Here is a 12,895-nt window from a genome sequence, read left to right as displayed (position 1 = left end):
AGCTTAGCTCAGGCTTAACTCAGCCCAGCTTCTGCAAGCTGCTGGCCTTGATTTTCGCTTCCAGCGGTTTACCTTTACGGGCGCGTTTGTTGATATGAACAGACAGGGCATTGGCGCTCAGATTCACTTCCTGCACTTTGCCGCCACGTCCGGTTCCCGTTACCCTGACACCTTTCTGGTTGATCGCCTGCGCCGCCAGCAGGGCTTCTTTTTCTTCGAGTTCCATCAGGATAACGCCGCGTCCACCGCTCGACAATTGCTTGATTTCATTCAGACCGAAGACCAGCAAACGGCCATTTTCAGACAAGCAGGCAATCGCGCTGGCATCTTCGCTGATGACCGCTGGCGGCAGCGGCAAATCGTTTTCTTCCAGCGTCATAAAGGCTTTGCCAGCCTTCATACGACCAACCATGTCGCCCACTTTCGCGGTGAAGCCATAACCGGCATCCGATGCCAATAATAAACCGGTGTCATTGCTGCCTGCAAAGTAATGCAGAATCTTGGTACCGGCTGCGAGATCGATCAACGTTGTAATCGGCACGCCGTCGCCACGCGCGCCGGGCAGGGCGGCGACCGCGACAGAATAGACTCTGCCGTTCGAGCCGAATACCAGTAAATGATCAACCGTACGGCATTCAAACGTGCCATACAGACTATCACCCGCCTTGAAGGTGAACTGGCCGGCTTCATGTCCGTGACCAGTGCGGGCGCGCACCCAGCCTTTATCTGAGATGACGACCGTGACCGGCTCATCGACCACTTTTTGTTCTACCGAGGCGCGTACCGCTTCTTCTATCAGCGTGCGGCGTGCATCGCCAAATTGCTTCGCATCGGTTTCGATTTCTTTAATCAGGGTTTTCTTCATCGACGCAGGGTTGTCGAGCAAATCATGCAAGCTAGCTTTTTCTTTACGCAGCTCTGCCAACTCTTGCTGAATTTTAATGGCTTCCAGCCTTGCTAACTGGCGCAGGCGAATTTCAAGGATGTCTTCTGCCTGCCGGTCGGATAAGTGGAAAGCCTGTATCAGCGCGGGTTTCGGCTCATCCGACTCGCGGATGATGCGGATCACTTCATCGATATTCAGCAAAACTGCTTCACGGCCTTCGAGAATATGGATGCGGTCATCGACTTTTTTCAGACGGAATTGGGTGCGACGTGTGACCGTCGTGAAACGGAATGCAATCCACTCGCTGATGATATCGAGCAAGCCTTTCTGGCGTGGGCGACCATCGCCACCGATCATTACCAGATTGATCGACGCCGAACTTTCCAGCGAGGTATGTGCGAGCAACATTTGCATGAACTCGGCCTGATCCTGATTTTTCGATTTCGGTTCCAGCACCAGACGCACAGGCGCATCTTTGCCCGATTCATCACGCACAGTATCGAGCACTGATAAGATCACTTGCTTTAACGCGACCTGTTCTGGCGACAGTGTTTTTTTACCGGTTTTGATTTTCGGATTGGTCAGTTCTTCGATTTCTTCCAATACCTTTTGCGACGACACGCCTGGCGGTAATTCCGTCACCACCGCTTGCCACTGACCGCGCGCCATGTCTTCTATCTTCCAGCGGGCGCGCACTTTCATGCTGCCGCGACCACTCGCATACATCTCCGCAATCGCGGATGCTGGTGTGATGATTTGTCCGCCGCCGGGGAAATCCGGGCCGGGAATATATTCCATCAGCTCGGCTTGTTTCATGGCCGGATTGCGGATCAGCGCGACGGCGGCTTTGGCCACTTCGGTCAGATTGTGCGAAGGAATTTCCGTCGCCAGACCGACCGCGATACCGGAGGCGCCATTCAGCAACACCATAGGCAAACGTGCTGGCAGCAGCTTGGGTTCTTCGGTGGTGCCGTCATAATTCGGCTGAAAATCGACGGTGCCCTGATCGATTTCATCCATCAGCAATTTGGCAATCGGCGTCAGGCGCGCTTCGGTGTAACGCATCGCTGCAGCGCCATCGCCATCGCGTGAACCGAAGTTGCCCTGGCCATCGATCAGCGGATAACGCAGCGAAAAATCCTGCGCCATCCGTACCAGTGCGTCATACACAGACTGATCGCCATGCGGATGCAGCTTACCGAGCACATCACCGACCACCGCAGCCGATTTACGCGGTTTGGCCGACGAATTCAGACCGAGTTCGTTCATCGCAAACAGGATGCGGCGTTGTACCGGTTTCTGACCATCGCAGACGTCCGGTAAGGCGCGTCCTTTGACGACGGAAATTGCGTAATCAAGATAAGCACGTTCGGCGAAACTCGCCAGTGTCAGTGCTTCGCCATCGCCTGGCGGCGGTGTCTGTTCAAATAAATTCGCTTGTTCGCTCATAGTTTTTTATTCTTTGTTGCATCCGGCAAAACGCCACTTTGTTTGCCGATATTCGTCATTTTTGGGGAGTATGTCTGAAAATACACCTTATGTCCGTATATTCATTGGGGTGTTTACATATACTGGGGGGAGTATTTTCAGACCTTAAAAAGCATTTCAGCGCCTTAAATATCGGCCTCGACAGCATTACCGTGTTCTTCTATCCAGGCACGACGGGCCGCAGCTTCGCCTTTTCCCATCAGCATATTGAAGCGCCCCTCGGAAAAATCCTGATCGAATTCACCGAGGCTGACCGGTAACAAACGACGGGTGTCTGGATTCATCGTGGTTTCCCATAACTGTTCTGCATTCATTTCACCCAGACCTTTGAAGCGGGAAATATTCCATGCGCCGTCTTTGACGCCTTCCTTGCGTAACTTGTCTTCGATCGACGTCAGCTCGGCACTGTCCAGCGCATAGATTTTTTGCGCCTGTTTTTTGCCACGTGCCGGCGCATCAACGCGGAACAACGGCGGACGCGCAACGCAGATATGACCACGAGCAATCAGTTGAGGGAAATGTTTGAAAAACAGTGTCAGCAACAGCACTTGAATGTGTGAACCATCGACGTCCGCATCAGACAAAATACAGATCTTGCCGTAACGCAGATTCGAGAGATCGACGTTATCGTTCGTCCCATGCGGATCGACGCCGATGGCGACCGAAATGTCGTGAATTTCATTATTCGCAAACAAGCGGTCACGTTCCGATTCCCAGGTATTCAGCACCTTGCCGCGTAACGGCAGGATCGCCTGAAATTCTTTGTCGCGTCCCATTTTTGCTGAGCCACCAGCGGAATCACCTTCGACTAAAAATAATTCATTACGAGTGATGTCGCTGGATTCGCAGTCCGTCAGTTTGCCCGGTAAAACGGCAACGCCAGAGGATTTTTTCTTTTCGACTTTTTGCGCTGAACGCAAGCGTGACTGAGCTTGTTTGATCACCAGTTCAGCGAGTTTTTTACCGTAATCCACGTGCGAATTGAGCCACAATTCCAGCGGTGGTTTGGTGAAGGAAGACACCAGCCGCACCGCATCACGCGAATTCAGGCGCTCTTTAATCTGCCCCTGAAATTGCGGGTCCAGCACTTTAGCTGACAGCACAAACGAGACGCGCGCAAAAACATCTTCTGGCAGCAGCTTGACGCCTTTCGGCAGCAGCGAATGCATTTCAGCAAAGCTCTTGACCGCGCCGAATAAGCCTTCGCGCAGACCGGATTCATGTGTACCACCAGCTGGCGTCGGAATCAGATTCACATACGATTCACGCACCACATTGCCTTCTTCGGTCCAGGCCACGACCCACGATGCGCCTTCGCCTTCGGCAAAACCTTCGGCGTCCGCACTGGCGAATTGCTCGCCTTCAAACAGCGGAATCAGCGGCTCGCCATGCGAATACTGGGCCAGCGCTTCGGTCAGATAACCACGCAAGCCCTGATCGTATTGCCAGGTTTGCGATTCACCAGTTTTGGCATTGCTCAGTGTGACTTTCACGCCTGGCAGTAAGACCGCTTTTGAGCGCAGCAAACGCTGTAACTCACCTTGCGGTATATTCGCGGAATCGAAATATTTTGCGTCGGGCCAGATACTGACGCGGGTGCCGCTCTTTTTATCGCCGCGAGGAATCGGCTGGCTGCGCAGTGGTTCTATCACATCGCCATCAGCAAAGGTCAGCTGATGTAAGCCAGCTTCACGCCAGACGGTAATTTCCAGGCGTTTGGATAGCGCGTTAGTGACAGAGACACCAACGCCGTGCAGACCGCCGGAAAACGCATAGGCTCCACCAGAACCTTTGTCGAATTTGCCGCCGGCGTGCAAACGTGTGAATACAATTTCGACCGTGGGAACACCTTCGTCCGGATGCAGCCCAACCGGAATACCGCGACCGTCATCTTCAACGCTGACGCTGCCGTCGGTGTTCAGCGTGACTTGTATATGTTTGCAATGACCGCCCAAAGCTTCATCGGACGCATTGTCGATGACTTCCTGGATAATGTGTAGCGGGTTTTCGGTGCGGGTATACATGCCCGGTCTTTGTTTAACCGGTTCCAGCCCTTTGAGGACGCGGATGGATGATTCGCTATAGTCGGACGGAGTCGTATTTTTTTTAGTGGCCATGCAAATAGAAATCTGTTGTTTTGGTTAAAGTGCAATAATATTTTGCAATTTTTAAATACGGAATACATGATTTTAGATGTATTCTTGCATACGTTTTGGCAGCTATTGTAGCTGTAATAGGTAGATGGATAAACGATGTCAATAAAAACTCCAACGATCGCGATCCGACTGCTTGGATTTTCCGCCAAAGAGGAAGAAACTTTTTCTGCAGTACTCGCGGTAGCACGCGAGACCGGTTACAGCTATACGTGTCTGAGGACGGGGTGCGTCCAGGATCCGGACATGTATATCGTCAATGCCAGCAATATCAAAGCGATTGCAACACTGTCCGACCTTAATCCTGGCGATGCGATGCCGGTGTTGTTAATTGGTAAAACCGATATTGATTTACCTTATCAGGTGATGCCAAAGCCTATCCGCTGGCGCAATATTTTCGGCATTCTTGATGAGCTGATCAATAAACGTGAACTGTTACTACATACTTTAGCTGCGCACACCATCAATTTAACCGTGCATGAGCGGCGCGCTCATAAACGCATAGATTTTGATCTTACCGATCCACAGGTGTATCAAAAAATGCGTGATACGCCGATGGCGAAGGGCGGCATTCTGGTCGTTGATAAGGACACGCAATTCCGTGAATACGTGGCGGCCATTATGGATCATTACGGCATTACTGTTACGCTGGCGGCCGATGAGCGTAGCGCTCTGATGCTGGATCGGAATAACCAGCATGCGCTGACCTTAATCAACACGTCTACCCCTGATGTCGATCCTTATCACCTGTGTGACGGGCTGAAAAAACAAAATCACGGTTTAAAGACTTCCGTGATTTTTTTAATCGATCAATCTTTTGATTACAAACTCGGGCTGGCGGAGCGGGTGCGTTGCGACGGTTTTCTGGTAAAACCATTGTCCCGTCGTGTTCTACTCAGTACGATCAGAAAATACTTACACTTATTTAAATAAGCCCGGCGCTTACTTGCTCAGTAATCGCATTCCCCGTTCCAGTCCTTCTATGGTGACCGGAAACATGCGGTTGCTCATGACCTGACGAATAACCGAAATAGACTGCCGGTATTGCCACAAGCCTTCCGGTTCGGGATTGAGCCAGATATATTTGGGAAATGTCGTTGCAAAACGTTGTAGCCAGACAGCACCGGCTTCTTCATTGTTGTATTCGACTGAACCGCCCGGTTGCAGAATTTCATACGGACTCATGGTGGCATCGCCAACGAAGATGAGCTTGGTATCCGGCGGATATTTGCGCAAAACATCCCAGGTCGGAAATTTTTCTGCATGACGGCGACGGTTATTTTTCCAAAGATAGTCGTACACGCAATTATGGAAATAGAAGAATTCCATATTTTTGAATTCGGTTTTTGCTGCTGAAAATAATTCTTCAGTTTGCTGTATGTGATCATCCATTGTGCCACCGACGTCCAGCAACATGAGCACTTTGATATTGTTTTTACGCTCGGGTTGCATCTTGATATCAAGATAACCGGCATTGTTGGCGGTTGCTTTGATGGTGGCGTCCAGCGCCAGTTCTTCCTCTGCACCCTGACGGGCGAATTTACGCAGGCGGCGCAGCGCGACTTTGATGTTGCGTGTGCCAAGTTCACGTTCAGCGTCGTAATCTTTGAACGCGCGCTCTTCCCATACTTTGACCGCACTGCGGTTGCCACCCTTGCCGCCGATGCGTATTCCCTCGGGATTCGTGCCGCCATTACCGAAAGGAGAGGTGCCGCCCGTGCCTATCCATTTACTGCCACCTTCATGCCGTTCTTTTTGTTCGTTCAGCAGCTCTTTAAGTCTGTCCATGAGTTTGTCGTAGCCAAACTTTTCGATCGCCGCTTTTTGCTCGTCGCTCAGTTCGCGTTGCAGTCGCTTGGTCAGCCAATCGAGAGGGATGTCAGGACGTTGCTCAAAGATCGTGTCTATCCCCTTGAAATACATGCCGAACGCTTTATCGAATTTGTCGTAATGCGCTTCATCCTTCACCATGATCGTACGCGACAGGAAATAAAAATCGTCGAGTGACATGTTGATCAGACCTTTATCCAATGCTTCAAGCAGCATCAGAAATTCTTTGATCGAGACAGGAATTTTGGCGTCTTTTAACGTAAAGAAAAAATCAATCAGCACTTGTTTATCTCTCAGTATTTATTTTGCATATATTGCAAATTCTTTTTTAAGCCCGGCCATTCATTTTGCAGAATGCTATACACAACCGTATCACGGATACGTCCGTCGGGTAATATCATGTGATTGCGCAAAACCCCGTCACGTTTGGCACCAAGCCGCTCAATTGCAGCTTGCGAACGTCGGTTAAACCAGTCGGTACGGAATTCTACCGCGATGCAGTTCAGCACTTCAAATGCATGGGTCAGCAGTAATAATTTACATTCCGTGTTGATTGCCGAGCGTTGCACCGATTGCGAATACCAGGTGTAACCGATCTCCAGCCGCTGGTGTTGGTGATCTATATTGCAAAAGCGGGTAGATCCTACAATTTTGCCTCCTGATTTCTCGCGGACGACAAACGGAATTGCCTTTTGCTGGGACTGCATGGCGAGCGCTGTATCAAGCCACTGTTGTGTTTGTTCCGGCGCGGGTACCGAAGTAAAGAATAGTTTCCACAGTTCACCATCGGCAGCCGCATTGCGGATATCCGCAATATGTGCCTGCTCTAAAGGCTCCAGACTGACGCTTGTTCCCTGCAAATGTAGTGGCTGACATTCCATACTGATTCCTCGCGGTAGTTATTTTTTAAGACTGTTGCACAAAAAGTCTGTGAATATCAGCAACAATAATGAAAAAATGGGTGAGTGAAGATGGTTTCACGGGTTATAATCTTCTATTCACTCAAAACAACAGCAATGCTTGCTAACGAAAATAAAAGCCGTTATACTGCAAAGCTGTATAGAATTTTGCGGCGTGGCATTTAATCAAATGTTTTGACCTCGTCGCTTTGACCACGTTTAGGAAATCTCATGGCAAATACCGCACAAGCACGCAAACGTGCTCGTCAAGCAGTAAAACAAAACGCACACAATTCCAGCCAACGCTCGACTCTGCGTACAGCAATCAAAGCTGTTCGTAAAGCAATCGAAGCTGGTGATAAAGCTGCTGCTGCAACAATTTTTCAAGCTTCCGTATCGACTATCGATCGCATCGCTGACAAGAAAATTATTCACAAGAACAAGGCTGCCCGTCATAAAAGCCGCCTGGCTTCCGCTCTGAAAGCTTTAGCTTAATTGCTATTCTGCCTGCAGATAAGTGCAGGCAATTTCAGATGTAAAAAAAACCGCATTTTTTGCGGTTTTTTTGTTTTCTTCTTCGGAATTCATCAGATACACAGGTTTGTTGGGTATCTGATGCGAAATTGCTTAGCGCAGTGGCAGGCCTTCAATTTTGCTGCCTGGTTTAATATTTTTTTGTTTGAACCAACCCTGATTCATTTCCAGTGCGTAGCGCACCGTCTTTTTCGCACAGTGAGAGTCGGTCGTTTCTGGCTGCATATCTTCAATGTTGACGATTTTCCCTTCGCCGTCGATAAATGCGACAGACAATGGGATCAGTGTGTTTTTCATCCACATACAAACGCCGGCCGGAGCGCCAAAATCAAATACCATACCTTCGTTGATCCCCATTTTGGTTCTCAACATCAGACCCTGTTCCCGATCGGCATCACTGGCAGCCACTTCTGCTTGAATGACGTAAATGCCAGCAGAGAGTTGTTTGACAGGCAGTTTTCTTTCAGCGTGCGCGACAGGCATCAGCACGCTGAGCAGAACAATACTTGCCGCTTTCAGTTTGATATTCGGGAAAAGGTTCATCATGGTTGGAATCAGGTTGAAAAAAAATAACAACAGGTATGCTACCGCAAATAAAAAAGGCAGGAATACATCCTGCCTTTTTTATTTTGCGATCAGGTAATTAATTTGCAGTAATTACTTTGTCGCAGATGCGGATGCTGCGGCTTCGGCAGCAGCTTTTTTCGCTTTCTTCGTTTTTTTAACTTTTTTAGCTGGTTTAGCAACTTCAGCCGAAGCGGAAGCAGATGCCGGAGTGGAAGCTGCCGGTGCAGGGGCTTGTGCGAAAGCGGCTGAAGCAAACAGACCAGCAATCAGTGTGGCGATCAATTTTTTCATGTTAACTTCCTTTGCGTGAGTATTTGGGAGGGTGATTCAATAGGAATCATCTGGATAACGCACTCAAACCCAGATAAGTTGACATGATATTGCAGCACATAGGGGAAATCGCAATTAATTATGCTGCAAGGCAATAAAGCAACTCAGGCGCCCACTTCTTGCCATTCTCCTGGCAATAAGGGATGTGTTTCTAATGAAAATCCTCCAATTGCAGTACGTATCAAGCGCAAAGTGGGGAGCCCGACTGCTGCCGTCATTCTTCGAACCTGGCGGTTTTTTCCTTCCGACAGAATAATGCACAGCCAACTGGTCGGAATATTGCTCCGGTGCCGAATTGGCGGTGTTCTTTCCCATAACCACTCAGGTGTTTGTACGTGCATGACAGTGCATGCCTGAGTCACAAAATCCCCCAGATCTAAAGGATTGCGCAAACGCTCCAGCGTTTCTTTATCAGGTATGCCTTCTACTTGCACCAGATAGGTTTTCGCTTGTTTGTGATCGGGATGACTGATGCGATTCTGAAGTTTGCCGTCATCTGTCAGTAAAATTAAGCCCTCACTATCTGCATCAAGACGTCCCGCCGGGTATATATTAGGGATGTGCAAATAGTCCGCCAGAGTTGGCCTGTCCGGATGGGCGGAAAACTGGCACATGACGTTGAATGGTTTGTTAAATAGGATGAGTTTCATGGCAATATGGTAACCGCAATTTTGCAAACAGATGGCATCCAGTAAAATACTAGTGCATAATACGAAATGAAGGTCTTGTGTCTTATAGAAGAGTTAATAGCGATATTGACCGCTATGTTAGCAAGCAAGGCATATTACGAGAAAAGCGTGACCCGCTTGATCGCCTAACTACGGAGAAAACGATGTATCAACATATTAAAGTACCTGCTGAAGGTAAAAAAATTACCGTCAATGCTGACTTTTCATTGAATGTTCCTGATAATCCTATCATTCCTTTTATCGAAGGCGATGGTACTGGTGTTGATATCAGCCCGGTCATGATCAAAGTCGTTGATGCGGCCGTAGCAAAAGCCTACGCAGGCAAGCGCAAAATCAGCTGGATGGAAATCTATGCTGGTGAAAAATCCACGAAAGTATATGGCCCAGATGTCTGGTTGCCAGAAGAAACACTGAAAGTATTGAAAGACTACGTAGTTTCTATTAAAGGTCCATTGACAACGCCAGTTGGCGGCGGCATTCGCTCCCTGAACGTGGCTCTGCGTCAGGAACTTGATCTGTATGTCTGCCTGCGTCCTGTGCGTTATTTCAAAGGCGTACCATCCCCAGTACGTGAACCAGAAAAAACAGACATGGTGATCTTCCGTGAAAACTCAGAAGACATCTATGCCGGTATCGAATTCGCGCAAGGTTCCGATCAGGTTAAAAAACTGATTAAGTTCCTGCAAGACGAAATGGGCGTGAAAAAAATCCGCTTCCCTGAAACTTCAGGCATTGGTATCAAACCAGTTTCTATCGAAGGTACTGAGCGTCTGGTTCGTAAAGCGATTCAATACGCGATCGACAATGACAAGCCATCTGTGACTATCGTCCACAAGGGCAACATCATGAAGTACACCGAAGGTGGCTTCCGTGACTGGGCTTATGCATTGGCGCAAAAAGAATTCGGCGCAGAACTGATCGATGGCGGTCCATGGTGCAAATTCAAAAATCCAAAAACAGGTAAAGAAATTACTGTTAAGGATTCGATTGCTGATGCATTCCTGCAGCAAATTTTGTTGCGTCCGAATGAGTACAGCGTTATTGCTACACTGAACCTGAACGGCGACTATATTTCTGATGCGTTGGCGGCTCAGGTCGGTGGTATCGGTATCGCTCCTGGTGCTAACTTGTCTGATTCAGTTGCTATGTTCGAGGCAACACACGGTACAGCACCTAAATACGCTGGTAAAGATTATGTGAACCCAGGTTCATTGATTTTGTCGGCTGAAATGATGTTGCGTCACATGGGCTGGACTGAAGCTGCTGATTTGTTGATTTCTTCAACAGAAAAAGCAATTACGGTGAAAAAAGTCACTTATGACTTTGCCCGTCTGATGGAAGGTGCGACTCAAGTATCTTGCTCAGGTTTCGGTGACGTTATGATTGAGAACATGTAATTCACATGTGACTGTTTCGAGTAAAGTCTTAAAAAAGCCAGCGTCAGCTGGCTTTTTTATATTTGTGTTACTGGTTGATGTTACTTAGAGCGTAGCGGATGAGATCTGCCTGGCCTTCAATATTCAGCTTGCGCTTGATATTGAGTCTGTGGGTTTCGACCGTCCTGACACTTAAACCTAAATCCAGAGCAATATGTTTGTTCGATTTACCTGTCGCAATGCTGTTCAGAACACACTGTTCCCGCTGAGTCAGTATCTGTGTTACGTTGTTCGTATTGTTTTGCTTAAGGCCTGAGCTGAAATACACCCCGCCAGCCCTTACGGTTTCTATTGCGTTGATAATATCTTCTGCTGGTGCATCCTTCAGCACGTACGCGCGAGCACCTGCTTGTATCGCCTGGCTCACATACTCGGCCTTATCGTGCATAGAGAGCATGATGATCGCGATCTGTGGGTAATCCTGTGTGAATTTTGCGGTCAGATTGATGCCATTGGTACCGCCCAGATTAATGTCCATCAAAATCAGATCGGTTGCGTGAAGCGCCACCATTTTGAGCGCATCTGCTGCGTTACCAGCCTCGCCAACGATGTGAAAATGGGGAATGGTTTCCAGCCTGGCCCTTAATCCATCTCTGACCAGAGGGTGGTCATCGACTAATAGCAGATTGATTGTCTTTTTATCTGTCATCATATTTCTCCATTCGGGATTTTTGCTATCACACTGGTGCCGCCTGCGCCTGAGAGTATATCCAGACTACCATTTACAGTGGCCATGCGCTCATGCATATTACTGAGTCCTATCCCGCGTTTGGGGTGATTCTCTATGCCTTGAATATCAAAGCCGGTTCCGTCGTCTTCGATTGTCAAGGTGATGATTTCTCCACTCTCAACGAGTTGTATGTCCACGTGACTGACGTTGTGCGCATGTTTATGGATGTTGGTCAGCGCTTCCTGCGCAATCCTGAACAGAACTGTATTACTGATTTCTGACAATTTGCTGAAATTTCCTGTTGCCGTGACTCGTACCGGTAAGCCGCAGGCATTTTCAAATTCGCCAGCAAGATGTTCAAATGCTGCGACTAAGCCGAGATCATCCAACATGGCAGGGCGCAGATCATGTGAAATTCTGCGTACTTCATTGAGCGCTTCATTGAGTTGTTGTGTTGCGCGGTGAAACGGCAATCTGCTTGTCTCCTGCGCTTTTTGGGTGTTATCCAGCTTTGCCAGGCCAGACTCTATCTGCAGCTTAATCGAGACCAGTAACTGACTTAATCCATCATGTAAGTCACGTGATAAGCGGGCACGCTCATCCTCCTGAGAGCGAACGACACTTCTTGCCAGAACTTTCAGTTTGGCTTCGGCGATTCTGGATTCGCTGATATTCAACACCAAGCCCGACAGCGCAATCAATAGCGCACAAACCAGAGCGATGACGGCGATCCATATTAAGGTGCCACGTATATTCTTTTCTACCTGTACATCAATTTTATTCAGTGCTGCATCGACATCGTCGAGATAAATGCCGGTGCCAAGCATCCAACCCCAGCGATCAAGCAGAATGACGTAACCGAGCTTTGGCGCAATCTGACCGCTGGACGGCTTTTCCCACAAATAGCGTACCGCGCCACCACCGGCTTTGGCTTTGTTGATCAGATTCTGAATCGTAAAATTTCCTTCTGGATCCTTCAGGTGCCACAAATTTTGCCCCATCAGCTCTGGTTGCCGTGGGTGCATCAGATTATTGCCGTTCATGTCGTAAACGTAAAAATAGCCATCGTCACCAAAATCTAAGGTGGATAGCATCTTCTTGGCGTTTTCCTGATTTTGAACTATGTCCTTACCATTGTTGTAAAAATGCTGAATTGCTGCATTTCCCAGACTGACATAGTGCTTCAGCTCCGCCTCCTTACTTGCCAGATACGCTTGCTCGACGGTGTTTCGCTGTTGCTTTGCCAAATTTGTCGCCTGATAGAAAACTGCCGCAGAAATACCTGCAAGCGAAAGCAAAAGAGGGATGATGGCCAGCAATATAAATTTATAGCGAAGTTTCATTTCGTCGTTGCGTCTTATCGAATGGGCGGTCTGCTATATCGTATTTATACAGTTATTCCAGAAAAATAAA

Annotated in this window: 12 protein-coding genes; 3 read left to right on the top strand and 9 right to left on the bottom strand. The window is 48.5% G+C overall.

Annotated elements, in window-relative coordinates:
* Positions 1-19 precede the first annotated feature (19 nt).
* Both parC and H8K29_RS04985 read right to left on the bottom strand, forming a co-directional pair.
* A complete protein-coding gene (gene parC / locus H8K29_RS04990; protein WP_186896676.1) occupies positions 20-2,335 on the bottom strand; it encodes a DNA topoisomerase IV subunit A in 2,316 nt (771 codons plus the stop codon).
* Positions 2,336-2,499: 164 nt separating this feature from the next.
* Entirely contained in the window at positions 2,500-4,491 is a 1,992-nt protein-coding gene (locus H8K29_RS04985; RefSeq protein ID WP_186896675.1) for a DNA topoisomerase IV subunit B, read from the bottom strand.
* A gap of 135 nt (positions 4,492-4,626) precedes the next feature.
* Between H8K29_RS04985 and H8K29_RS04980 the strand changes: the two genes are divergently transcribed.
* Positions 4,627-5,460, top strand: a complete 834-nt coding sequence (locus H8K29_RS04980; protein WP_186896674.1) for a PleD family two-component system response regulator — start codon at positions 4,627-4,629, stop codon at positions 5,458-5,460.
* 9 nt (positions 5,461-5,469) lie between these two features.
* Here H8K29_RS04980 and H8K29_RS04975 read toward each other — a convergent pair whose 3' ends face one another.
* Complete coding sequence (locus H8K29_RS04975) at positions 5,470-6,639, bottom strand: VWA domain-containing protein (protein ID WP_186883246.1); 1,170 nt, start codon at positions 6,637-6,639, stop codon at positions 5,470-5,472.
* An 11-nt stretch (positions 6,640-6,650) separates the two neighbouring features.
* Complete coding sequence (locus tag H8K29_RS04970; RefSeq protein ID WP_370527152.1) at positions 6,651-7,244, bottom strand: GNAT family N-acetyltransferase; 594 nt, start codon at positions 7,242-7,244, stop codon at positions 6,651-6,653.
* Positions 7,245-7,487: 243 nt separating this feature from the next.
* Between H8K29_RS04970 and rpsT the strand changes: the two genes are divergently transcribed.
* Positions 7,488-7,751 (top strand): 30S ribosomal protein S20, encoded by a 264-nt coding sequence (gene rpsT, locus H8K29_RS04965; RefSeq protein WP_186883248.1) that lies wholly within the window; start codon positions 7,488-7,490, stop codon positions 7,749-7,751.
* 132 nt (positions 7,752-7,883) lie between these two features.
* Here the strand turns inward: rpsT and H8K29_RS04960 are convergent, their stop codons facing one another.
* The 3 genes from H8K29_RS04960 to H8K29_RS04950 form a co-directional block, all read right to left on the bottom strand.
* Positions 7,884-8,273 (bottom strand): DUF192 domain-containing protein, encoded by a 390-nt coding sequence (locus H8K29_RS04960; protein WP_255423298.1) that lies wholly within the window; start codon positions 8,271-8,273, stop codon positions 7,884-7,886.
* A 174-nt stretch (positions 8,274-8,447) separates the two neighbouring features.
* Complete coding sequence (locus H8K29_RS04955) at positions 8,448-8,648, bottom strand: hypothetical protein (protein WP_186896672.1); 201 nt, start codon at positions 8,646-8,648, stop codon at positions 8,448-8,450.
* Positions 8,649-8,791: 143 nt separating this feature from the next.
* On the bottom strand, positions 8,792-9,337 hold the full coding sequence (locus H8K29_RS04950; RefSeq protein WP_186896671.1) for a pseudouridine synthase: 546 nt from the start codon (positions 9,335-9,337) through the stop codon (positions 8,792-8,794).
* Between the two features lie 182 nt (positions 9,338-9,519).
* Between H8K29_RS04950 and icd the strand changes: the two genes are divergently transcribed.
* Positions 9,520-10,773: an NADP-dependent isocitrate dehydrogenase gene (gene icd / locus H8K29_RS04945; protein ID WP_186883252.1), complete on the top strand. Its 1,254-nt coding sequence runs from the start codon at positions 9,520-9,522 to the stop codon at positions 10,771-10,773.
* A gap of 67 nt (positions 10,774-10,840) precedes the next feature.
* Here icd and H8K29_RS04940 read toward each other — a convergent pair whose 3' ends face one another.
* Both H8K29_RS04940 and H8K29_RS04935 read right to left on the bottom strand, forming a co-directional pair.
* Positions 10,841-11,461, bottom strand: a complete 621-nt coding sequence (locus H8K29_RS04940) for a response regulator transcription factor (RefSeq protein ID WP_186897133.1) — start codon at positions 11,459-11,461, stop codon at positions 10,841-10,843.
* Positions 11,461-12,825: a cache domain-containing protein gene (locus tag H8K29_RS04935; RefSeq protein ID WP_186896670.1), complete on the bottom strand. Its 1,365-nt coding sequence runs from the start codon at positions 12,823-12,825 to the stop codon at positions 11,461-11,463. The genes H8K29_RS04940 and H8K29_RS04935 overlap by 1 nt, the downstream gene beginning before the upstream one ends.
* Positions 12,826-12,895 lie beyond the last annotated feature (70 nt).

Source organism: Undibacterium sp. CY21W, from assembly GCF_014284265.1.
GTDB classification, from domain to species: Bacteria; Pseudomonadota; Gammaproteobacteria; order Burkholderiales; family Burkholderiaceae_D; genus Undibacterium; species Undibacterium aquatile.
This window is presented reverse-complemented; position numbering and strand designations above follow the sequence as displayed.